The sequence below is a fragment of the Brevundimonas sp. Soil_N_31 genome (assembly GCF_057655995.1).
Map to the genome: position 1 here is coordinate 154,836 of NZ_JBDGLE010000001.1, position 21,136 is coordinate 175,971.

A 21,136-nucleotide genomic window follows, 5' to 3' on the forward strand; every position below is an offset into this window, starting at 1 on the left:
TTTTAGAAAATCAGCGGTGCGAGACCTTAGCGACCAGACGGTCGCCGATCATCTGCAGAATTTGTACGAGGATCAGCAGCAGAACTACGGTCACGGCCATGACGTCGGTCTGGAAGCGTTGATAGCCGAAGCGGATGGCCAGGTCGCCCAGACCGCCCGCCCCCACCACGCCCGCCATGGCCGTGTAGCTGACCAGGGCGATGGCGGTGACGGTCCCGCCGGCGATGATGCCGGGCATGGCCTCAGGCAACAGGGCGCGCGTCACGATCTGGAAGGTCGAGCCGCCCATGGCCTGGGTCGCCTCGACCACGCCCTTATCCACCTCGCGCAGGGCCGTCTCGACCAGACGCGCATAGAAGGGCGCGGCCCCGACGACCAGCGGCGGAATGGCGCCCGCCACGCCCAGCGAGGTTCCGACCAGCAGCACCGTCACCGGCAGCATGACGATCAGCAGGATGATGAAGGGCACCGAGCGCAGCACATTGACCACGAAGGACAGCACGGCGTTCAGCACCGGATTGGCCGCCAGCCGCCCCTTGCCCGACAGATACAGCAGCACGCCCAGCGGCATGCCCAGGATCACCGTCAGCGCCATCGACCCGCCCAGCATCAGCAGGGTGTCGATCGTCGCCTTGCCTATATCGGCCCAGTCCACATTGGCGAACATCAGACCGCCTCCACCACGACGCCGCGCGCGGCCAGTTGCGCCAGAGCCGCTTCGGCGTCCCCGCCGGTGAAGGCCACCGTCATCTGGCCATAGGGCTCGCCCCGGATGCGGCTGATGCGGCCCGACAGGATCGAGTAATCCACGCCCGCCGTACGCGCGATGCGGCTCAGTTCCGGCTCATAGGTCGAGGGACCGCGGAAGGTCAGACGGGCCATGCGCGCTCCAGCGGGCGCGACGGAGGCGTCGACCGCCTCCTCGCCCTCGGCCAGCATGGCGCGGGTCACGGCGTGCTGAGGGTGCAGGAAGACGTCGGCCGTCGCGCCCTGCTCCACGATCCGGCCGTCCTTCAGCACCGCCACCCGATCGCAGACGCGGCGGACCACCTCCATCTGGTGGGTGATCAGGACGATGGTCAGGCCCAGATCGCGGTTCAGCCCATCCAGCAGGGTCAGGATGTCCTCGGTCGTTTCTGGGTCCAGCGCGCTGGTCGCCTCGTCGCACAGCAGGACGCTGGGGCCGCAGGCCAGGGCGCGGGCGATGCCGACGCGCTGTTTCTGGCCGCCTGACAGCTGGGATGGATGCTTCTTCGCGTGATCAGCCAGCCCCAGTTGGGCCAGCAGCTCCTTCACCCGCGCCTTCACCTCGGCCTCTGGCCGCCCCTCCAGCCGCAAGGGGAAGGCGACGTTGTCCTCGATGGTCTTGGCGTTCAGCAGGTTGAAGTGCTGGAAGATCATGCCGATGCCGCGTCGCGCAGCGCGCAGTTCGGCGGCGTTCAGGGCGGTGATTTCCTGCCCGTCGACGAAGACCTTGCCCGCGTCGGGCGTCTCCAGTCGGTTGATGGCGCGGATCAGGGTGGACTTGCCCGCCCCCGAACGGCCCACCACGCCGAACACTTCGCCGCGCGCGACGTGCAGGTCGACGGCGTCCAGCGCCGTGCGGTCGCCCGCCGCGCTGCGATAGCGCCGGGTCACCCCCTCCAGTCGGATCATGTCAGTCGGCGTCCAGAGCAGCGGCGGGGATGATGGTGACGCTCTCGCCGCAACCGCAGGCGTCCGTCTCGTTCGGATTGCGGAAGACGAATTTGGACGCCAGCTTCGTCACCTCATAGTCGATTTCAGTGCCGATCAAAAACAGCACCGCCTTGGGCTCGATCAGGATGGTGACGCCCTTGTCCTCCACCACCTCGTCCAGCGGCAGGGCTTCTTCGGCATAGGCGAAGGTGTATTCCTGCCCGGCGCAGCCGCTGTTCTTCACCCCGACGCGCAGGCCGACGTAGTCCTTCTCGGCGTTGTCCATGATCTCGCGCACACGCACGGCGGCGGCGTCCGTCAGGGTCACCGCCTTGGGCCGGGGTCGCCGAGGCCGGGTCGTTGCCGTCTGAAGCTCGGTCATGGCTGCATCCTCAGAACATGTTCAGGGCCAGCTTGGCCTCGTCGCTCATCTTGGAAGAATCCCACGGCGGATCGAACACCAGATTGGCTTTGGCGCTGCGCACGCCCTCGACCTTGGCCACCGCCGTCTCGACCCAGCCGGGCATCTCGCCCGCCACCGGACAACCCGGAGCCGTCAGCGTCATCTCGACCAGCACGTCGCGGTCGTCAGACACATCGACCTTGTAGATCAGGCCCAGCTCATAGATGTCGACCGGAATTTCCGGATCGTACACCGTCTTCAGCGCCTCGATCAGGTCGTCCGTCAGCTTGTCCAGCTCAGCCTGAGACAGGGCGCTCTTTTGAGGCTCATCCCAGCTGGCGGCGAAGGCGTCACTGTCGCTGATCGCGTTGTCGGTCTTGGCGTCCATACTCGTCACACGAAGAAGTTCCGCGCCTTGATCAGCGCGTCCACGAAGGCGTCTGTATCCTCCATGGTGTTATATAGGGCGAAGGAAGCGCGCGCGCTTGCGCTGACGCCCAGTCTTTTCGCCAGAGGCTCGGCGCAGTGCAGCCCGGCCCGCACGGCGACGCCGTAACGGTCCATGATCTGGGCCACGTCATGGGCGTGCGCGCCCTCGACGGTGAAGGTCAGAATGGCGCCCTTCCCTTCCGCTTCGCCCAGAATCCGCAGCCAGTTGTGGCCTCGCAGACGCTCGACGGCATGGTGATACAGGGCCATCTCGTGCGCCTGAATCGCCTTCGCATCATACTGGCTCAGCCATTCGACCGCCGCGCCCATGCCAATGGCCTCAAGGATCGGCGGCGTGCCGGCCTCAAAACGGTGCGGCGGCTTGGCGTAGGTCACGCCTTCCTTCTCGACCGTCACGATCATCTCGCCGCCGCCCTGATAGGGCGGCAGGGCCTCCAGCGCCTCGGCCGTGCCGTATAGGACGCCAATACCGGTGGGCGCGAACAGCTTGTGCCCGGTCAGAACGTAATAGTCGCAGCCGATGGCCTGCACGTCCGGCGCCCCGTGGACCGCGCCCTGGCAGCCGTCGACCAGCACCCGCGCCCCGGCCGCATGGGCCAGACGGGTGATCTCAGCGACCGGATTGATGGTCCCCAGCACGTTGGACATATGGGTGACGGCGACCAGCTTGGTCTTCGGCCCCAAGAGGGCGGCGAAGGCCTCCATGTCCAGCGAGCCGTCATCCTTGATCGGCGCCCATTTCAGCACCGCCCCGCGCCGTTCGCGCAGGAAATGCCACGGCACGATATTGGAGTGGTGCTCCATCTCGGTGACGATGATCTCGTCGCCCGGCTGGATCGACAGGCCGACGCCGTTGGCGACCAGGTTGATCGCCTCGGTCCCGCCCTTGGTCCAGACGATGTTGTCGGCCAACGGCGCGTTCAGGAAACGTGCGACGATCTCGCGCGCCCGCTCATAGGCCTCGGTCGCCTCGTTCGACAGGGTGTGCAGACCCCGGTGGACGTTGGCGTAGCTGCCCTCCATCGACGCGACCAGGGCGTCGATCACGGCGCGGGGCTTCTGCGCCGAGGCGGCGGTGTCCAGATAGACCAGCGGCTTGCCGTTCACCTGACGCGACAGGATCGGGAACTGCGCGCGGGCGGCATAGGGGTCGAACCCCGTCACGGAAGCATGGGTCACAGGCGAGCCGTCAGCCATTCTCGCACCACCTCTCTGGCGCCTTCATCCTCAATGCGGTCGACGACCTCGATCAGGAAGGCGTGGGTCAACAGGGCGCGGGCCTCATCGGCCGAGATGCCGCGCTGCTGCATGTAGAACAGGGCGCTTTCGTCCAGCGTCCCGACGGTGGCGCCGTGGGCGCACTGCACCTCGTCGGCGTAGATGATCAGCTCGGGCTTCACGTCGATTTCGCCGCGATCCGAGGCGATCAGGCCGTGGTGGCCCATGCGGGCGTCGGTGTCGTCCGCGCCCTTCTGGACCAGGATCTTTCCCTGGAAGACGCCGCGCGCCTCGTCGCGAACCACGCCCTTGATCAACTGGCTGGTCGTGCCGTTCGGCGAGACGTGGTCGATCACCGTCGTCAGGTCGAAGTGGCGCGCGCCGTTCAGCAGATAGAGGCCGTCCACGCGCGCGTCGGCGCCCTCGGCCCCGTGACGCAGACGGGTCTCATGACGCTGCAGCTTGGCGCCGGTGGCGACGACGGTCTGGCGATAGCGGCCGCCCGCCTCCAGCCGGACCTCGGCCTCGGCTACCGAAATGGCGTCGGCGGGCTCGTCGGTCAGGACGACGCGGATGACCTCGGCATCGGCGGCGACGTCGATCTCGACCTTGTTATGGGCGATATAGGCCGAGCCCTTGCCCTCATGCGTCTCCAGCAGCAGCAGGCGCGCGCCGGGGCGGGCGACAATGCGCGCCGCCGCCGTATGGCCCGTGCCGGTCGCATCCGAAATGAAGCGCAGGCGCAGCGTCTGCTCGCCTGAGGCGATGTAGTCCTTCACCCCGACCGGGCGGCCGTTGGCGAAGACGACGGCGTCGCCGCCCAGATCATAAAACGGCCCCGGCGCGCCGATGACCGCCGTGCCCGAGGGTTCAGGAACTTCACGAAGAAAACGCTTCAGATCACTGTATTTCCATTCCTCGACCCGCCGCGAGGGGAAGGTTGCGGCGTCGGTCAGGTCCAGCCGGGCCAGCGCCTTCATGCCGCCTCCGGCAGGAACTTGTCGTAGCCTTCCGCCTCCAGCTCATGCGCCAGTTCCGGACCACCCGAGGCGACGATGCGGCCGCCCGCCAGAACGTGAACGCGGTCCGGTTTGATGTAGTCCAGCAGGCGTTGATAGTGGGTGATCACCAGCATCGACCGATCTGGGCTGCGCATGGCGTTCACCCCGTCGGCGACGATGCGCAGGGCGTCGATGTCGAGGCCGGAGTCCGTCTCGTCGAGGATCAGCAGCGACGGCTCCAGCAGGGCCATCTGCAGGATTTCCATCCGCTTCTTCTCGCCGCCGGAGAAGCCGACGTTCAGCGGCCGCTTCAGCATGTCGAAGTCCATCTTCAGCGACTGCGACGCCGCCTTGACCAGCTTCAGGAAGGCCGGGGCCGAAACCTCTTCCTCCCCGCGCGCGCGCTTCTGAGCGTTCAGCGCCGTGCGGATGAAGGTCATGGCCGGAACGCCCGGAATCTCGATCGGATACTGGAACGACAGGAACAGGCCCGCCGCCGCGCGCTCGGCCGGCTCCAGGTCCAGCAGATCCACGCCATTCCACGATGCGGAACCGTCCGTCACCTCATAGCCGGGACGGCCCGACAGGCTGTAGCCCAGCGTCGACTTGCCCGCCCCGTTCGGCCCCATGACCGCATGAACTTCGCCCGCAGGCACGTCGAGCGTCAGACCCTTGAGGATCGGCTTGTCGGCGACAGAGACGTGGAGGTTATTGATCTTAAGCATTGTTTTTCTTCTTCAACTCACTCAGCCGACCGAGCCTTCGAGGCTGATCGCCACCAGCTTCTGAGCCTCGACGGCGAACTCCATCGGCAGTTCCTGCAGGACGTCGCGGACGAAGCCGTTGACCAGCAGTGCTACGGCCTCTTCTTCCGACAGGCCGCGCTGCTGGGCGTAGAAGAGCTGATCCTCAGACAGGCGGGTCGTGGTCGCTTCGTGCTCAAGCTGGGCCGAGCCGTTGCGGACCTCGATATAGGGGATGGTGTGGGCGCCGCATTCCTTGCCGATCAACAGGCTGTCGCACTGGGTGAAGTTGCGCACGCCGGTCGCCTTGGGGTGGATCGACACCAGGCCGCGATAGGTCGAGTCCGACTTACCGGCCGAGACCGTCTTGGCGATGATGCGGCTGCGGCTGTTCTTGCCCAGATGCAGCATCTTGGTGCCGGTATCGGCCTGCTGATGGCCGTTGGTGATGGCGATGGAGTAGAACTCGCCCGAGCTTTCTTCGCCCTTGAGGATGCAGGACGGGTATTTCCAGGTGACGGCCGAGCCGGTCTCGACCTGCGTCCAGCTGACCTTGGAGCGATCGCCGCGGCAGTCGGCGCGTTTGGTGACGAAGTTGTAGATGCCGCCCTTGCCTTCGGCGTCGCCGGGGTACCAGTTCTGGACGGTCGAGTATTTCACCTCGGCGTCGTCGAGGGCGACGATCTCCACAACGGCGGCGTGCAGCTGGTTCTCGTCGCGCATCGGCGCGGTGCAGCCTTCCAGATAGGAGACGTAAGACCCCTTGTCGGCGATGATCAGGGTCCGCTCGAACTGGCCGGTCTGGCTGGCGTTGATGCGGAAATAGGTCGACAGCTCCATCGGACAGCGCACGCCCGGCGGCACATAGACGAAGCTGCCGTCCGAAAAGACCGCGCTGTTCAGGGCCGCGAAATAGTTGTCGCTGACCGGTACGACGGTGCCGAGGTACTGACGCACCAGATCAGGATATTCACGCAAGGCCTCGGAAATCGGCATGAAAATAACGCCCGCCTTGGCCAGTTCCTCCTTGAAGGTGGTGACGACCGAGACGCTGTCGAACACGGCGTCGACGGCCACCTTGGGGGCGCCCTGAACGCCGGCCAGAACTTCCTGCTCCTTCAGCGGGATGCCCAGCTTGGCGTAGACTTCCAGCAGCTCGGGATCGACCTCGTCCAGCGACTTGGGCCCCTCCTTCTTCACCGGCGCGGCGTAGTAGTAGAGGTCCTGATAGTCGACAGGCTCGTACTTCACCGCCGCCCAGGTCGGCTCTTCCATCGCCAGCCAGCGCTCATAGGCGGCCAGACGCCATTCCAGCATCCACTCCGGCTCACCCTTCTTTTCAGAGATGAAGCGGATGATGTCGGGGTTCAGGCCCTTGGGGGCGAACTCCTGCTCTACGTCGGTGGTGAAGCCGTACTTGTACCGCTCCAGCTCCGCGACCGTGTCGATTGTTTCCTGAACGATAGCCATAACTTACGCGACTTCCTTTGCGCGCTCTTGCAGGCGCGCCCTGTGCTTGTCCCAGGCTGCGACCCAGGCGTCGGCGAACCGGGTCCAGTCCGCTTCGGTCGTGCCCCAACCGCCGGAGACGCGCACGCCCCCGGTCGCCAGGTGATGCAGGCCCATGGCGCTGATCGCCTTGGACGGCTTGACCTTACCTGACGAACAGGCCGAACCGGCCGAGACCATGACCCCGACCAGATCGAGGGTGATCAGTTGCTGCGGGCTGTCCCAGCCCTCCACCGCCATGAACAGGGTGTTCGGCAGACGCGGAACCGCGCCGCCGATGACGGTCGCGCCCGCCGCCTTGACCTTGGCCTCGGCCGCGTCGCGCCAGGCGACATGAACCATGGCGGCGTCCAGATCGCGCGCGGCGCAGTCGGCGGCGACGCCGAAGCCGGCGATGCCCGGCACATTCTCGGTTCCCGCGCGCAGGCCGCGTTCCTGACCGGCGCCGTGCAGAATGCGGATGGCGGACACGCCATCCTTCAACACCAGCGCGCCCACACCCTGAGGCCCGCCCAGCTTGTGCGCCGAAAGGGTCAGGCTGTCAGCGCCGAGCGCGCGCATCGTCACCGGAATCTTGCCCGCCGACTGGATGGCGTCCACGTGTAGCCAACCGCCCGCCGCGCGAACCAGAGCCGCCGCCTCGGCGATCGGCTGGATCACGCCGCTTTCGTTATTGGCGTGATGGATGGCGACGACCGCACGGCCCGGACGCGCCAGCGCCTCAGCCAGCCAGGCCAGATCGACCACGCCGTCCGCATCGACCGGCAGCACCTCGACCGGCATACCGCTGACGGCGGCGGCTTCGGCCACGCAAGGGTGCTCGGTCGCGCCGACGATCAACCGCTCGCAACCGGCGGCGAGGGCGCTGTGGATCGCCTGTGCGTTGGATTCGGTCCCGCCCGAAGAGAAGATGATCGCCGTCGGATCGGCGCCGACTAGATCGGCCACCTGGGCGCGCGCCGTCTCGATACGCGCACGGGCGCGGCGTCCGGCGGCATGAACGGCCGACGGATTTCCGTTATCAGCCAAGGCCTTGACCATGGCATCCTGAACTTCCTGGCGAACCAGGCCCGAGGCGTTGTAATCCAGATAGACGCTCACGCGGCGGCCTCCATGGACGACGTCGCGTCCTTTCGACCCATGCGGGCGCGGCTGGTGCGCTTTTCGATCACATCGGCAAGGCTGACCCCGGCCAGATAGCGATGAATCTCGGCGCCCAGGTCTTCCCAAAGATCGTGAGTGATGCAGCGCGCCCCGCCCGTCATGCAGCCGCGCGGCGTGCCGTGGGCGGCGCAGCGCGTGGCGCGGATCGGCTCATCTACGGCCAGCACGATGTCCGCCACGACCGTCTCTCCCGCCGTCATAGCCAAGCGATAGCCGCCGCCGGGACCGCGCACGCTCTTCACCAGCCCGCCCTTGCGCAGGCGCGCAAAGAGCTGCTCCAGATAGCTGAGCGAGATTTCCTGGCGCGCGGCGATCTCGGCCAGAGAAACCGCCCGATCCGACCCGTTCTTCGCCAGATCGGCCATCGCCATGACGGCGTAACGTCCCTTGGTCGACAGACGCATCCCAATACCTCAAAAATCTAACGCTTTTCGGGCCCGCTGTGCTAAGACCCCCGGCCTCGCCAGCGAGCGCGTCACGCACGGGGGACTTAGAAAGTCCTACCTGCGTGGTCAAGTATTATCCGCTCGCGAAACGTCTGTTGATCGTAGGGACCGCCATCCATGCCTGAAGTCATCCTGCCTGGCGCCTCCGGCCGCATCGAAGGCCGCTATTCGCCCGGCAAGCGTCCCGACGCTCCGATCGCCCTGATCCTGCACCCGCATCCCAAGGCGGCCGGGCACATGAACAACCCTGTCGCCCTGACGCTGCACCAGCTGTTCGTGCAGCGCGGGTTCGCCACCCTGCGCTATAACTCGCGCGGCGTGGGCAAGTCCCAGGGCGAGTTCGACAGCGGCATCGGCGAACTGGCCGACGCGGCCACGGCCCTGGATTGGTTGCAGGCCAACAACCCCGCCGCCACCCAGACTTGGGTCGCGGGCTATCAGTTCGGCGCCTACATCGGGATGCAACTGCTGATGCGCCGTCCTGAAACCGATGGCTTCATCTCAGTGTCGCCGCCCTCGAACATCTACGATTTCAGCTTCCTGGCCCCCTGCCCGGCCTCGGGTCTGTTCCTGCACGGCACGGCCGACACCGTCGTGCCGCCGGCTGATGTCGAGCGCGTGGTCAACAAGCTGCGCACCCAGAAGGGCATCGTCATCGACTACGAGCTGGAAGAGGGGGCGACCCACTTCTGGCAGGACCACATCGGCGCCGTCGAACACCGTGTCGGCGCCTATCTGGACAAGCGCCTGGCTGAAAATCCGGCCTGACGTCCTCAAGATCAGCGCGGAGGCCCAGCCTCCGCGCGGGTCCGCCACAAGGACCAGACCACCCCCGCCGCCAGGATCGCGGCCGTTACCGAGAGAGAGACGGCGGGCGGCACCTTCTCGATCCCCAGCAGCGGCGCGGCGAACACCTTGGCGCCAATGAAGACCAGCAGAACGGCCAGCGCCTGCTTCAGATAGGCGAAGCGGTGGATCACCGCCGCCAGGGCGAAATAGAGCGCCCTCAGCCCCAATATGGCGAAGATGTTGGACGTGTAGACGACATAGGCGTCCGTCGTGATGGCGAAGACCGCCGGCACGGAATCCACGGCGAAGATCACGTCGGCGATCTCGATCGTCACCAGGGCCAGGAACAACGGCGTAGCGTGCAGCGCCATCTCGCCTGATCGGCTCGGCGCCCGGACAAAGAAGGCGTGACCATGCAGGTCGTTGGTCACCCGCATCCGTCGGCGGAACCATTTCAGTAGCGCATTGTCGGCGACGTCCGTCTCTTCACCGCGCGCGAAGAACATCCGCACGCCCGTGACGATCAGAAAGCCGGCGAACAGATACAGCACCCAATGATAGCGAGCGACCAACACCGCCCCGCCGCCGATCATGATCGCCCTCAGGACGATGACGCCCAGCACGCCCCAGAACAGCACGCGATGCTGATAGAGGCGCGGCACCGAAAAGGCGCTGAAAATGAGGGCGATGACGAAGACATTGTCCATCGCCAGGCTTTTTTCAACGGCGTAGGCGGTCAGATATTCGACCGCACTGTCAGCTCCCAGCCACGACCACAGCCATGCCCCGAAAGCCAGGGCGACAGCGATATAGAAGGCGGACAGCCCCAGGCTCTCTCGCACCCCAATCTCGTGATCCCGCCGGTTAAACAATCCCAGGTCCAGCGCCAGCAAGGCGATGACGACCGTCAGAAAGCCCGCCCACATCCAGACGGGCTTGCCCAACCACTCCAGCAGCAACAGTTCCATCGACGCCTTCGCGAGCCGTTTCCAACGACGCGGCCGACATCGCGATGAAGGGTCGCCAGAGGGGCCCGGTCCGCTATGGTATCAACGCATGGCGACGGCGAGCGTTGCTCAGTTTTCGCGGCAAGTCGGCCACGAGGCGAAACGCGCTTCATACTGCGCCAGCGTATGGGGAAATCCTGCTTCCGCGCGACGACGATCGGCGTTCGCGGGATCCTCGAGGTTGTCGTAGTCGATGACCCAGCGCCCATTCTTGCAGGTCACCTGCGTCCCGTAGCGTTGCGGACGCCCCTCGTTCACCGCCAGCCGATCGTACATCAGACCGAACTGCGCCCCATCAACCTCGCCCGCCGCCACGAGAGGCTCGAGCACCGGCACGAAACGTCGCCACTGCTCAAGGTTTGAATGCTGGATGATGAGAAAGGCCGTCTGCGACGGCCCCTCGCCATAGCGGCTTTTGAGGAACCAGCCTTCCGGCGGCAGCATGGCGAGTAAGGCGTTGAGATTGGCCTCGTCCGCGGCCTCCTGAACCTGCCACATCGCCTTGTTGGCGGCCTGCTCCTGATGCGGAGGCAGAATGCTCAGATCGACTTTCTGCATCGCCTGCCGCCCCATCTGATCCAGGCGATACATCCGCAGAAAGCGTTCCTCGTGATCCTGAGGAGGCGGCGCTTGCGCCTGTCGTCTCTGTTCCTCAGCGATTGTTTCCAGCACGGGAGCGATCAGGGCTCGCGCCTCGGCGCTCAGTTCACCGGAGGGCGATGAGACCTCTGCCTGACCCAACAGAAACAGTGTGGCGATCCATACAATCATACGTCCCTCCCTGATGAAGAACTTGGACCGCAGATTAAGACGAAATTACGTCGTTTTCTAATGATCGCCTTCCGCCGCCGCCATAGCTGCCGGGCGGTGGGCGCGAACGCACCAGACGACGCTGACGATCATCAGGATCATGGCCACGACCTCGATCACGGTCGGGCCGCGCTGTTCCCAGATGAAGCCGTAGATGAAGGCGAACAGCGTCTCGGAGACGATCATCTGGCCCAGCATCGTCAGGGGCAACAGGCGGCTGGCCTGATTCCAGAAGGCGTTGCCGATGACGGAGGCGAGGATGGCCACCCCTGCGCTGACGCCGATCAGGCGCAGCCAGGCGTCGTCCGTCATGCCCCCGAGCATGAACAGCGACGGGATGACCAGCAGCAGCGCCAGCGCGCCCGTGACTACGCCGGTCAGCAGCGACCACTCATGCGGGGTGACGTCAGGCAGGCGTCCCATCCAGCGACTATTGCCGACGGCGAAGGCGGTCCAGGATAGCAGGGCCGCCACGGCGCAACCCAGGCCGATCAGGGTGGCGGTTCCGCTTTGCGCCTCCGCGCCGCCGCCCTGGCTGAGCGACTCCCAACCGATCAGGCCGACGGCCAGCGCCGCCACGACGATGGGCGGCGCGACACGCGACAACGGCGGCGACTCCTTGTCCCGCAGTCCCCACAAGGCCACCACCACAGGCACCATGCCGACGATCAGGGCCGAGGCCGCGACGCCCGCGTAGTGCACCCCGACCACCAGGAAGGCGAAATAGACCAGGTTGCCCGCCAGGCTCAGCCAGACCAGAGCGCCCCATGCCTTGCGCGTCAGGGCCGCCGTCACCCGCCGCCAGCGCGGCGCGATCAGCAGGACCGCGATCAGGCCATAGGCGAGATAGCGCCCCGCCGTCAGCAGCAGGGGCGAGGCCTCCGGCACGACCTTGGGCGCCAGGAAGACCAGCCCCCACAGAGCGCCCGCCGCCAGACCGCTGGCGACGCCCCAGAAGCGCGAGGACGCCGCCACTATTCCGCTCCCGGTTCGACAATCCGGCCGCCGGTCATAGGCGCCGCAACGCCTGTCGTGCCGGGGAAGCTGATCGGCAACCCCAGACGACAGCGCGCGGCCAGGAAGGCGAAGGCCTCGGCCTCGATGGAATCGCCACGCCAGCCCTTGTCCTCGGCCGTCGAGACGGGAACGCCGACACGCTCGCGAATGGCGGCCAGCAGCACAGGGTTGTGGCGACCGCCGCCGCAGACGACGACCTCCTTCGGCTGTTCCGAACAGCGAGCAACGCCCAGCGCCACGGCCTGCGCCGCGAAGGCGGTCAGGGTCGCGGCGGCGTCTTCCAGCGACAGTTCCGCCACCGGGTCCAGCGAGAAATCGAACCGATCCAGCGACTTCGGCCCGGTCGCCGCGAAATAGGGGTGGGCCAGATAGGCGTCCAGTGCGGCCGGGTCGACCGTTCCCGCCGCCGCCAGACGGCCGCCCTCGTCCATCCGCTTCTTCATGCGGGACTGGACCAGCAGATCGACCATGCCGTTGGCCGGGCCGGTGTCGAAGGCCTCCAGCCCGCCGTCGGCGCGGATCAGGGTGATGTTGCCCACGCCGCCGAGGTTCAGCACGGCGACCGGCCCCTCTACCCCCGCCTTGCGGACCAGCGCCGCGTGATAGACGGGCGCCAGCGGCGCGCCCTGCCCGCCTGCCGCCACATCGGCGCTGCGGAAGTCGTAGGCCACCGGCACGCTCAGGCCTTCAGCCACACTGACGGCGTCGATCAGTTGGACGGTACGGCCCGGAGCGTCGTGCGTCGGCGCCTCATGCAGCACGGTCTGGCCGTGGACGCCGACCAGATCCAGCGCGCTAGACTTCACCCCGTTCACCGCCATGAAGCCGAGGGCGGCGGCCAAGTGCGCGTCGGCCACCGCCATGCGGGCGTCCTCGAAGCTGTCCGGCTCTTCCTCGTCGCGCTCCCAGTCGAAGGCGTCCTCGATGGCGTCCTCGACGATGGCGCGGGTCTCGCCGTCCAGTTTCATCTCGCCGGCGGGGCCGAAGGACAGGATGTCGTGGCCGTCCGTCTCGATCACCGCCATGTCCACGGCGTCCAGCGAGGTGCCGGTCATGAAGCCAAGCACGCGGAGAGTCTTTTTCGGAGAGGTCGTCATGGCGGCTTGACTGCCACGTCGAGCGCGACGTAGCTAGCGCCCATGACCGCGCAACCGGCCCTTTTCTCCGCCTATTACTACGGCCTCTACTAGAGAGCGGCCGCGATCCTTGCCGCCCTTCCCTCGGCGGCATTATTCCTCGGAAGACGGCCGCCGGTTCTGATGCTACGGACCCGACCATGACCGAGCCCACGACCCAAACCGCTTCCGAAACCGCCTTCAAGTCGGACTTCCTGCGCCTGATGAAGGCGCGCGGCTATATCCACCAGATCACCCACCCGGTCGAACTGGACGAGGCGGCCGCATCCGGCGTGGTCACGGGCTATATCGGCTTCGATGCGACGGCCCCCAGCCTGCACGTCGGTCACCTCATCCAGATTATGCTGCTGCGCCGTCTTCAGCAGGCCGGGCACAAGCCGATCGTCCTGATGGGCGGCGGCACGACCAAGGTCGGCGACCCCAGCTTCAAGGACACCCAGCGCCCCCTGCTGACCGAGGAAAAGATCGCTGAGAACATCGCCGGCATCAAAGGCGTGTTCGAGAAATTCCTGACTTTCGGCGACGGCCCGACCGACGCCGTCATGCTGGATAACGACGAGTGGCTGTCGCAACTCGGCTACCTGCAGTTCCTGCGCGACTACGGTACGCACTTCACCATCAACCGCATGCTGAGCTTCGACTCGGTCAAGCTGCGCCTGGATCGCGAGCAGCCGCTGACCTTCCTCGAGTTCAACTACATGCTGATGCAGGCGACGGACTTCCTGGAGCTGAACCGTCGCTATGGCTGTTCGCTGCAGATGGGCGGCTCGGACCAGTGGGGCAACATCATCAACGGCGTCGAACTGACCCGCAAGGTGGACCACAAGGCCGCTTTCGGCCTGACCACGCCGCTGCTGTCCACCGCCTCGGGCCAGAAGATGGGCAAGACGGTCGGCGGCGCCGTGTGGCTGAACGCCGACGCCCTGTCGCCGTTCGACTACTGGCAATACTGGCGCAACACCGAGGACGGCGACGTGGGCCGGTTCATGCGCCTGTTCACCGACCTGCCGCTGGACCAAATCGAGCGTTATGAGGCGCTGGAAGGCGCCGAGATCAACGACGCCAAGAAGGCGCTGGCCGACGCAACCACCTCCATGCTGCACGGCGTCGAGGCCGCTCAGGCCGCCCGCGCCGCCGCCGAGGCCGCTTTCGAGAAAGGCCAGTTGTCCGCCGACCTGCCGACCGTCGAACTGCCGCGCGACGAGGTCATCGGCGCCATGATCGCCGCCGTCACGACCAAGGCGGGCCTCAGCGCCTCCAACGGCGAAGCGCGCCGCCTGGCCCAGGGCGGCGGCCTTCGCCTGAACGACGAAGTCGTCAACGACGGCGCCCGACTGATCGAAGAGGCCGACCTGAACGCCGACGGCGTGCTGAAGCTCGGCGCCGGCAAGAAGAAGCTGGTGCTGGTGCGGCCGGTGTAAGGGAGAAAGAGTTGTGACCGACATCACCGAAAACACCCCTGCCTCCGCTTTCGATCTGGCGACGGACGGCGGCGGGCGCGTGTCGCTGGGCGGGCTAAAGGGCAAGAACATCGTCCTCTACTTCTACCCCAAGGCCGACACGCCCGGCTGCACGACCGAGGGGCAGGACTTCTCGGCGCTGATCGACCGGTTCTCGGCGGCGAACGCCGTGGTGGTCGGCGTATCGCGCGATACGGTGAAAAAACTGGACCGCTTCAAGGCCAAGCATGACCTCAAGGTCGTGCTGGGCTCGGACGAGGACGGCGTGGTCACGGAAAGCTGGGGCGTCTGGCTGCTGAAGAAGCTCTACGGCCGTGAATACATGGGCGTCGAACGCGCCACCTTCCTGATCGACGGCCAGGGCGTGGTCCGCCGCGCCTGGCGGAACGTCAAGGTGAAGGGCCACGCCGAAGAGGTGCTGGCCGCCGTCGAAGCGCTTTGATCGGCGAGCGGGGTTCGGAAGGCCCCGCTTGACCTCTCCGCCTCAGCCCCCCCTAAGTATTGTCAGGGATTGTATCCTCAGGGGCTGACATTGACCAAACGCCGGTCGTTCCGGCGTGACGCGGAGAGTATAGATGTTCAACAAGAACAAACCCCTCGACAACAGTACTTCGAGCGGATTGGGCATTCCGACGCCGCCCGAACCGGCCAAGCCGACGCCCGCCCCCGCCGCTCCGATCGCTGCTGCGCCCATGCGGACGCCTGAACCGGCGCGTCCCGCCGCCGCACGGTCGTCCAGCCTGTCGACCCTGTCGGCCGGCGTGAAATATGAGGGCAACATCTCAGGCGCCGGCGAACTTCAGGTCGATGGCTCGCTGAAGGGCGACATCCGCGTCGTGCGCGTGGTGATCGGCGAAGGCGGCGCGGTCGAGGGCACGGTCCACGCCGACATCCTTGAGGTTCGCGGCCGCGTCTCGGGCGCCATCGTCGCCAAGCAGGTCAAGCTGTTCGCCACCTCGCGCGTCGAGGGCGACATCACCCAGGAGCAGCTTTCGATCGAACAGGGCGCCTGGTTCCAGGGCCGCTGCACCCAGGCCAAGCGCGACACGCCGGGCGCCAACATGCTGGAAGCTCCCGTCTCGGCCGAAAAGCCCGCGCCCGCCAAGACGGACGCCAAGGTCGAAGCCAAGCCCGCAGCCTGATCGGCGCGGCGGCCAGAAACGAGAAAGGGCGGCCCGCGAAGGCCGCCCTTTTTTTTGCGTTGACCCACGGGTCGATCAGCCCTCGCGGATCTCGCCCACGCGGGCCGCGAGCGCGGCGCCCATGAACGGATCCAGGTCGCCGTCCAGAACGCCCTGGGTGTCCGAGGTTTCGACCTCGGTCCGCAGATCCTTCACCATCTGATACGGTTGCAGAACGTAGGAGCGGATCTGGTGCCCCCAGCCGATGTCGGTCTTGGCGTCAGCCAGAGCCTGAGCTGCGGCCTCACGCTTCTGAAGTTCAAGCTCGTACAGACGCGCCCGCAGCATCTTCCAGGCCTGTTCGCGGTTCTGGTGCTGTGAACGACCGGCCTGACAGGCCACGACCGTGTTGGTCGGAATGTGGGTCAGACGCACAGCCGAGTCGGTCTTGTTGATGTGCTGACCGCCGGCGCCGGACGCGCGATAGGTGTCGGTGCGCACATCGGCCGGGTTGATGTCGATCTCGATCGTATCGTCCACGACCGGCGACACCCCGATGGAGGCGAAGCTGGTGTGGCGCTTGGCCGCCGCATCGTAGGGGCTGATGCGGACCAGGCGGTGCACGCCCGATTCCGACTTCAGCCAGCCATAGGCGTTCGGTCCGGCGATCTGCAGGGTCGCGGACTTGATGCCCGCCTGTTCGCCCTGTTCCTCGGCCTCGATCGTGACTTCATAGCCGTGGGCGCGGGCCCAGCGGCTGTACATCCGCATCAGCATCCCGGCCCAGTCGTTGGACTCGGTGCCGCCGGCGCCGGAGTTGATTTCCAGATAGGCGTCGTTGCCGTCGGCCTCGCCGGACAGCAGGGCTTCCAGTTCGGCGCGAGCGGCGCGTTCCTTGATGGCCTTCAACTGCTCGCGCGCGTCCTCGAGGGTGGCTTCGTCGCCCTCCTCATCGGCCATGTCGGCCAGCATGATCCCGTCTTCGAGACCCTGCTCCATCTCCTTGACGGCGCTGACCTGGGCTTCCAGGCGCGAGCGTTCGCGGCTGACGGCCTGGGCCTGCTCGGGATTGTCCCACAGCGTCGGATCCTCGACCCGCGCGTTCAGCTCATCGAGCTTTCTTAGAGCGACATCCCAGTCAAAGTCGCCTCCTGAGCAGAGCGACGCTCTGCTCGATGTCGGCCTTCATGGCCTCGACATCCGGTCTCATCGCAATCTCCAGCGATACAGGGGTGGATAGGCGCGCCAGAACGTCCGGCGCGCCGAAGAGGGGTGTAACTAGAGCGTCAGTAGAGACCGCTCAAGTCCTCGGCCGGCTCCTTCTTGGGCGGAGGCGGCGCGACAGGCGGCGGCGCAGCCGGAGTCGGGGTCTGCGTACGGACTTCCTGCTCGCGACGGATCACGTCGTAGTAGTTCTGCGGTCCTTCAGGCGCAGCCGGACGCGGCGCCTCTTCACGCAGTTGGCGCTCGGTGCCGGGTCGGAAGGCTTCCTCGATGCCGTTCACGGTGCGGAAGATGGCGTTCTTCGGCTTCACGAACGGACGCGCCGGGCGTTCCTTGAGAGCGTCTTCCATGAAGTCGATGAAGATCGGCACGGCGGTCGAGGCGCCCGCCTCGCCCCCGCCTAGCGAGCGGTTGTCGTCGAAGCCGACGAAGACGCCGACGACGATGTCGCTGGAGAAGCCGACGAACCAGGCCGAACGGTATTCATTGGTCGTGCCGGTCTTGCCCCCGACCCAACGGCCCAGGCTACGGGCGCGGGCGCCGGTGCCGCGCTGGATCACGCCTTCCAGCATGGAGCTCATCTGATAGGCGGTGATCGGGTCGATCACCTGGGTTCCACGATCCTGCAGGCGCGGAGATTCCTGGCCGCTGAAGCCCCGCGCGCAATCGCGGCACTGGCGGCGATCAGCGCGATGGATGGTCTGGCCGTTCCGGTCCTGAACCAGTTCGATCAGATAAGGGTCGATCCGGCGCCCGCCGTTGACGAAGGCGGCATAGGCGGCCGTGATGCGGTACGGCGTCGTTTCACCGGCGCCCAGCGACATGGCCAGGTTCGGCGACATGTCGTCCACCACGCCCATCTTCTTGGACAGGTCGACGACGTTCTTCATGCCCACTGCCTGGGCCAGACGCACGGTCATGACGTTGCGCGACAACTCCAGGCCGCGACGCAGGCTTTGCGGGCCGTAGAACTGGCGGCTGTAGTTCTGAGGCGTCCAGGCGCGACCGCCAGGACCGCCGGGGAAGCTGATCGGCGCATCCAGAACGATCGAGGCCGGTGTGAAGTCGCCTTCCAGCGCCGCCGCATAGACGAAGGGCTTATAGGCCGAACCGGGCTGGCGGCGGGCCTGGGTCGCGCGGTTGAAGCTGGACAGGGCGTAGGAATAGCCGCCGACCATCGCCAGGACGCGGCCCGATTGCGGCTCGATGGCGACCAGGGCGCCGTTGACGGCGGGCGCCTGCTTCAGGGCGAACTGGCCGCCCTGCCGCTCGACGAAGATTAGATCGCCGCGCTTCAACGGGCGACGCCCCGCATTGGACCAGGTCACATCGGTCGCACGCAGCGTGCCCGTCTGATCGTCCTTGGCCGTGCGGACCCGGATCGTGCTTCCGCTGACGTTCTCGACGGCGGCGGCCTGCCACGAGCGACGCTCGGGCGGGGTCGTGCGCTTCTGAGCTTCGGCTTGCCAACCTTCGGCGAAATCGGTCGTGCCCCAGGCGCCGCGCCAGCCGTGACGACGGTCATAGTCCTCAAGCCCGCGCATCAGGGCGTCGCGCGCCGCCGATTGCAGCTGCGGATCCAGGGTGGTGCGCAGGTAATAGCCGCCGCGGTTGACCTCTTCCTGGCCGAACAGGGCGATGGCGCGACGGCGCGCCTCTTCCACGAAGAAGTCGGCGTCGGCGTATTCAGCGCGACGCGGCGCTGAACGGGTGTTCAACGGACGGGCCAGGGCCGTCTGCAGTTGCTCGTCCGACAGCCACTTGTTGTCGGCCATCTCGCCCAGCACCCAGTTCCGGCGTCCCAGCGCGGCCTCGGGGTAGCGTTTGGGGTGATAGTTGGTCGGCCCCTTGGGCAGGGCCGCCAGGAAGGCCGCCTCGTCCGGCGTCAGCTGATCCAGCGACTTGCCGAAATAGTTGTAGGCCGCCGACGCCACGCCGTAGGAGCGATAGCCCAGGTAGATCTCGTTCAGGTACAGCTCGAGGATCTGCTCCTTGCTCAGCGTCGCTTCCAGGCGGCTGGAGAGGACCGCTTCCTTGAGTTTGCGGTTCAGGCTGGTCTCGCTGGTCAGCAGGACGTTCTTGGCCACCTGCTGGGTGATGGTCGAGCCGCCTTCAAGACGACGACCGGACAGCACGTTGAAGACGTTCTTGAACATGGCCCGGCCGATGCCGGACACGTCGATGCCGCCGTGGCTGAAGAAGTTCTGGTCCTCGGCCGCCAGGAAGGCGTGAACAACCGTCTGCGGCACCTGATCATAGGTGACGTAGATTCGGCGCTGGTCCGAGAACTCGCCGATCAGGGTGCCGTCCTCGGCATAGACGCGCGTCGCCGTCGCCGGACGATAGTCCGCCAGCTCTGAGGCGTCCGGCATGTCGTGCAAGACCCAGGCGGCGTAGATCGCCACCACCACACCGGCCACGGCGATGGCGCCCAGCAGGGCCACGCCTGCCATGACGAACCAGCGTTCGGCTATCTTCACCATGAACTCCGCAAGACGCGCCCCATGATCCGTCGTTTATCGCGCGTCGCGCGGCGCGCAAAGCGGAACTGCACTTATCCCTTGTCGCGCAGCAGGCGCGCCTTGTCGCGCTGCCAGTCACGCTCGGCCGAAGCCTCACGCTTGTCGTGCAGCTTCTTGCCCTTGGCCAGGGCGATTTCCAGCTTCGCCTTGCCCGCCTCGTTCAGATACAGGCGCACCGGCACAATGGTGCGGCCGTCGCGCTGAACGGCGCCGATCAGCTTGTCGATCTGCTTGCGGTGCAGCAGCAACTTCCGATGGCGACGCGGCTCGTGATTGAAGCGGTTCGCCATCTTGTAGGGCGGGATGTCGGCGTTGATCAGCACCATCTCGCGTCCCTCGGGCGAGACATAGCTCTCGGCGATGTTGGCGCGACCGTCGCGCAGCGCCTTGATCTCGGTGCCCAGCAACTGGATCCCGGCCTCGATGTGGTCCTCGAGGAAATAGTCGAAGCGCGCGCGCCGGTTCTCGGCGATCGTCTTCTGCTTGGGCGCGTCTGCGGCCATCAGGCGACCCCGGCCTCGGCCAGCGCCTTGTCGATGGCGGGCTTCACGGCGTCGGCCGTCAGCGACAGCGGCAGGCGAACCTCTTCCGCACACAGGCCCAGCTTGGCCAGGGCGTATTTGGTCGGCGACGGCGAGTTGTCGAGGAACAGCGCCTTGTGCAGGCCGATCAGGCGCTCCTGCCACGAGCGAGCGGCGGCGAAGTCACCGGCTTGGATCGCGTCATACAGGGCGACCATGGCCTCGGGCGCGACGTTCGAGGTCACAGAGATGACGCCCACGCCGCCATGTGCGGCATAGCCCAGATAGCTGGAATCATCGCCTGAGATCAGGTCGAAGGCGCCGTCGATGTTGGCGCGCATCCAGCTGGCCCGCGCCACGTCGCCGCTGGCGTCCTTGATGCCCACGATGTTCGGGTGCGCCGACAGGGCCGCTGTCGTCTCGTTCGCCAGGTCCACGCCCGTACGGCCCGGCACGTTGTAGAGCAGGATCGGCAGTTGCACCGCGTCGGCCACGGCTTCGAAATGCGCCTGCATCCCGGCCTGCGACGGACGGTTGTAATAAGGGGTGACGACCAGCGCCCCGTCCGCGCCGACCGTCTTGGCGAAGCGGGTCAGCTCGATCGCCTTGTCCGTCGCGGACGAACCCGCGCCGGCGATGACGCGGATGCGCCCGGCGGCGATCTCGACGCACTGTTCGACCACGCGCTTGTGTTCATCCAGGTGCAGGGTGGCGCTCTCGCCCGTGGTGCCCATCGGTACGACGCCGTGAACTCCAGCGGCGATCTGGCGTTCCAACAGGCGCTTGAAAGCGACCTCGTCCACGTTTCCGTCACGAAGAGGTGTGATCAGGGCGGTGATCACGCCCTTGAACAAGGGGGCGGTCATGGGAACAACATACCTGTGCGGAGAAATGGGCGGCGTTCCGCCCGTCACTAAT

22 protein-coding genes are annotated in these 21,136 nt (G+C 66.4%); 4 read left to right on the forward strand and 18 right to left on the reverse strand.

What is annotated here, in order from left to right; translation table 11 throughout:
* Nucleotides 1–10: 10 nt before the first annotated feature.
* Genes AC3A3G_RS00765 through AC3A3G_RS00810 form a run of 10 tightly spaced genes read right to left on the reverse strand, consistent with a single transcriptional unit; the run spans nt 11 to nt 8,569 of the window.
* On the reverse strand, nt 11–667 hold the full coding sequence (locus tag AC3A3G_RS00765) for a methionine ABC transporter permease (RefSeq protein WP_487487304.1): 657 nt from the start codon (nt 665–667) through the stop codon (nt 11–13).
* The gene (locus AC3A3G_RS00770; protein ID WP_487487305.1) at nt 667–1,656 is read right to left on the reverse strand and encodes a methionine ABC transporter ATP-binding protein; all 990 of its coding nucleotides are present in this window, start codon (nt 1,654–1,656) and stop codon (nt 667–669) included. Before AC3A3G_RS00770 ends, AC3A3G_RS00765 begins: the two co-directional genes overlap by 1 nt.
* 1 nt (nt 1,657) lies before the next feature.
* Entirely contained in the window at nt 1,658–2,059 is a 402-nt protein-coding gene (locus AC3A3G_RS00775; RefSeq protein WP_200167632.1) for a HesB/IscA family protein, read from the reverse strand.
* 10 nt (nt 2,060–2,069) lie between these two features.
* Nucleotides 2,070–2,468 carry an SUF system Fe-S cluster assembly protein gene (locus AC3A3G_RS00780; RefSeq protein WP_088411695.1) on the reverse strand — a complete coding sequence of 133 codons (399 nt, stop codon included), beginning with the start codon at nt 2,466–2,468 and terminating at the stop codon, nt 2,070–2,072.
* Nucleotides 2,469–2,473: 5 nt separating this feature from the next.
* Nucleotides 2,474–3,727 carry an aminotransferase class V-fold PLP-dependent enzyme gene (locus tag AC3A3G_RS00785; RefSeq protein ID WP_487487306.1) on the reverse strand — a complete coding sequence of 418 codons (1,254 nt, stop codon included), beginning with the start codon at nt 3,725–3,727 and terminating at the stop codon, nt 2,474–2,476.
* Entirely contained in the window at nt 3,706–4,728 is a 1,023-nt protein-coding gene (gene sufD, locus AC3A3G_RS00790; protein ID WP_487487307.1) for a Fe-S cluster assembly protein SufD, read from the reverse strand. The genes AC3A3G_RS00785 and sufD overlap by 22 nt, the downstream gene beginning before the upstream one ends.
* On the reverse strand, nt 4,725–5,474 hold the full coding sequence (gene sufC / locus AC3A3G_RS00795; protein WP_200167628.1) for a Fe-S cluster assembly ATPase SufC: 750 nt from the start codon (nt 5,472–5,474) through the stop codon (nt 4,725–4,727). Before sufC ends, sufD begins: the two co-directional genes overlap by 4 nt.
* Before the next feature lie 21 nt (nt 5,475–5,495).
* Nucleotides 5,496–6,962: a Fe-S cluster assembly protein SufB gene (gene sufB / locus AC3A3G_RS00800; protein WP_200167627.1), complete on the reverse strand. Its 1,467-nt coding sequence runs from the start codon at nt 6,960–6,962 to the stop codon at nt 5,496–5,498.
* Nucleotides 6,963–6,965: 3 nt separating this feature from the next.
* Nucleotides 6,966–8,102, reverse strand: a complete 1,137-nt coding sequence (locus AC3A3G_RS00805) for a cysteine desulfurase family protein (protein ID WP_200167626.1) — start codon at nt 8,100–8,102, stop codon at nt 6,966–6,968.
* Nucleotides 8,099–8,569, reverse strand: a complete 471-nt coding sequence (locus AC3A3G_RS00810; RefSeq protein ID WP_200167625.1) for an Rrf2 family transcriptional regulator — start codon at nt 8,567–8,569, stop codon at nt 8,099–8,101. Before AC3A3G_RS00810 ends, AC3A3G_RS00805 begins: the two co-directional genes overlap by 4 nt.
* A 159-nt stretch (nt 8,570–8,728) precedes the next feature.
* Between AC3A3G_RS00810 and AC3A3G_RS00815 the strand changes: the two genes are divergently transcribed.
* Nucleotides 8,729–9,379, forward strand: a complete 651-nt coding sequence (locus tag AC3A3G_RS00815; protein WP_487487308.1) for an alpha/beta hydrolase — start codon at nt 8,729–8,731, stop codon at nt 9,377–9,379.
* An 11-nt stretch (nt 9,380–9,390) separates the two neighbouring features.
* On the opposite strand, the gene AC3A3G_RS00820 is transcribed toward AC3A3G_RS00815, so the two are convergent.
* The 4 genes from AC3A3G_RS00820 to AC3A3G_RS00835 all read right to left on the reverse strand — a co-directional run bounded on the left by AC3A3G_RS00820 (nt 9,391) and on the right by AC3A3G_RS00835 (nt 13,331).
* Entirely contained in the window at nt 9,391–10,368 is a 978-nt protein-coding gene (locus tag AC3A3G_RS00820; RefSeq protein WP_487487309.1) for a TerC family protein, read from the reverse strand.
* A 108-nt stretch (nt 10,369–10,476) separates the two neighbouring features.
* A complete protein-coding gene (locus tag AC3A3G_RS00825; protein WP_234287760.1) occupies nt 10,477–10,998 on the reverse strand; it encodes a DUF6624 domain-containing protein in 522 nt (173 codons plus the stop codon).
* 237 nt (nt 10,999–11,235) lie between these two features.
* Entirely contained in the window at nt 11,236–12,192 is a 957-nt protein-coding gene (locus tag AC3A3G_RS00830) for a DMT family transporter (RefSeq protein ID WP_200167621.1), read from the reverse strand.
* Complete coding sequence (locus AC3A3G_RS00835) at nt 12,192–13,331, reverse strand: anhydro-N-acetylmuramic acid kinase (RefSeq protein ID WP_200167620.1); 1,140 nt, start codon at nt 13,329–13,331, stop codon at nt 12,192–12,194. Before AC3A3G_RS00835 ends, AC3A3G_RS00830 begins: the two co-directional genes overlap by 1 nt.
* 179 nt (nt 13,332–13,510) lie before the next feature.
* Here AC3A3G_RS00835 and tyrS point away from each other — a divergent pair, with 179 nt between their 5' ends.
* From tyrS to AC3A3G_RS00850, 3 genes are all read left to right on the forward strand, one after another.
* Complete coding sequence (gene tyrS / locus AC3A3G_RS00840) at nt 13,511–14,791, forward strand: tyrosine--tRNA ligase (RefSeq protein ID WP_412878512.1); 1,281 nt, start codon at nt 13,511–13,513, stop codon at nt 14,789–14,791.
* A gap of 13 nt (nt 14,792–14,804) precedes the next feature.
* Entirely contained in the window at nt 14,805–15,272 is a 468-nt protein-coding gene (locus tag AC3A3G_RS00845; RefSeq protein ID WP_200167618.1) for a peroxiredoxin, read from the forward strand.
* Nucleotides 15,273–15,405: 133 nt separating this feature from the next.
* Nucleotides 15,406–15,972 carry a bactofilin family protein gene (locus tag AC3A3G_RS00850; RefSeq protein ID WP_200167617.1) on the forward strand — a complete coding sequence of 189 codons (567 nt, stop codon included), beginning with the start codon at nt 15,406–15,408 and terminating at the stop codon, nt 15,970–15,972.
* A gap of 75 nt (nt 15,973–16,047) precedes the next feature.
* Here AC3A3G_RS00850 and prfB read toward each other — a convergent pair.
* The 4 genes from prfB to dapA form a co-directional block, all read right to left on the reverse strand.
* Nucleotides 16,048–17,161, reverse strand: a protein-coding gene (prfB, locus tag AC3A3G_RS00855) for a peptide chain release factor 2 (protein ID WP_487487310.1) whose coding sequence is annotated in 2 segments (ribosomal slippage) — nt 16,048–17,091 and nt 17,093–17,161 — 1,113 coding nt in all. Because the reading frame shifts where the segments join, the coding sequence is not laid out codon by codon here.
* A 76-nt stretch (nt 17,162–17,237) separates the two neighbouring features.
* Nucleotides 17,238–19,658, reverse strand: a complete 2,421-nt coding sequence (locus AC3A3G_RS00860; RefSeq protein ID WP_487487311.1) for a penicillin-binding protein 1A — start codon at nt 19,656–19,658, stop codon at nt 17,238–17,240.
* A gap of 71 nt (nt 19,659–19,729) precedes the next feature.
* Nucleotides 19,730–20,200, reverse strand: coding sequence for an SsrA-binding protein SmpB (gene smpB / locus AC3A3G_RS00865; protein ID WP_003164831.1), 471 nt, complete (start codon nt 20,198–20,200; stop codon nt 19,730–19,732).
* On the reverse strand, nt 20,200–21,084 hold the full coding sequence (dapA, locus tag AC3A3G_RS00870) for a 4-hydroxy-tetrahydrodipicolinate synthase (protein WP_487487312.1): 885 nt from the start codon (nt 21,082–21,084) through the stop codon (nt 20,200–20,202). The genes smpB and dapA overlap by 1 nt, the downstream gene beginning before the upstream one ends.
* Nucleotides 21,085–21,136: the final 52 nt, after the last annotated feature.

Excerpts from the sequence above, each read along its gene's own strand:
- AC3A3G_RS00815 (WP_487487308.1), top strand. The coding sequence starts at position 8,729 with ATGCCTGAAGTCATCCTGCCTGGCGCCTCCGGCCGCATCGAAGGCCGC.
- tyrS (WP_412878512.1), top strand. The coding sequence starts at position 13,511 with ATGACCGAGCCCACGACCCAAACCGCTTCCGAAACCGCCTTCAAGTCG.
- AC3A3G_RS00860 (WP_487487311.1), bottom strand. The coding sequence starts at position 19,658 with ATGGTGAAGATAGCCGAACGCTGGTTCGTCATGGCAGGCGTGGCCCTG.
- AC3A3G_RS00770 (WP_487487305.1), bottom strand. The coding sequence starts at position 1,656 with ATGATCCGACTGGAGGGGGTGACCCGGCGCTATCGCAGCGCGGCGGGC.
- sufD (WP_487487307.1), bottom strand. The coding sequence starts at position 4,728 with ATGAAGGCGCTGGCCCGGCTGGACCTGACCGACGCCGCAACCTTCCCC.
- AC3A3G_RS00825 (WP_234287760.1), bottom strand. The coding sequence starts at position 10,998 with ATGTATCGCCTGGATCAGATGGGGCGGCAGGCGATGCAGAAAGTCGAT.
- AC3A3G_RS00775 (WP_200167632.1), bottom strand. The coding sequence starts at position 2,059 with ATGACCGAGCTTCAGACGGCAACGACCCGGCCTCGGCGACCCCGGCCC.
- AC3A3G_RS00785 (WP_487487306.1), bottom strand. The coding sequence starts at position 3,727 with ATGGCTGACGGCTCGCCTGTGACCCATGCTTCCGTGACGGGGTTCGAC.
- smpB (WP_003164831.1), bottom strand. The coding sequence starts at position 20,200 with ATGGCCGCAGACGCGCCCAAGCAGAAGACGATCGCCGAGAACCGGCGC.
- AC3A3G_RS00810 (WP_200167625.1), bottom strand. The coding sequence starts at position 8,569 with ATGCGTCTGTCGACCAAGGGACGTTACGCCGTCATGGCGATGGCCGAT.
- sufB (WP_200167627.1), bottom strand. The coding sequence starts at position 6,962 with ATGGCTATCGTTCAGGAAACAATCGACACGGTCGCGGAGCTGGAGCGG.
- dapA (WP_487487312.1), bottom strand. The coding sequence starts at position 21,084 with ATGACCGCCCCCTTGTTCAAGGGCGTGATCACCGCCCTGATCACACCT.
- AC3A3G_RS00850 (WP_200167617.1), top strand. The coding sequence starts at position 15,406 with ATGTTCAACAAGAACAAACCCCTCGACAACAGTACTTCGAGCGGATTG.
- AC3A3G_RS00765 (WP_487487304.1), bottom strand. The coding sequence starts at position 667 with ATGTTCGCCAATGTGGACTGGGCCGATATAGGCAAGGCGACGATCGAC.
- AC3A3G_RS00835 (WP_200167620.1), bottom strand. The coding sequence starts at position 13,331 with ATGACGACCTCTCCGAAAAAGACTCTCCGCGTGCTTGGCTTCATGACC.
- AC3A3G_RS00780 (WP_088411695.1), bottom strand. The coding sequence starts at position 2,468 with ATGGACGCCAAGACCGACAACGCGATCAGCGACAGTGACGCCTTCGCC.
- sufC (WP_200167628.1), bottom strand. The coding sequence starts at position 5,474 with ATGCTTAAGATCAATAACCTCCACGTCTCTGTCGCCGACAAGCCGATC.
- AC3A3G_RS00820 (WP_487487309.1), bottom strand. The coding sequence starts at position 10,368 with ATGGAACTGTTGCTGCTGGAGTGGTTGGGCAAGCCCGTCTGGATGTGG.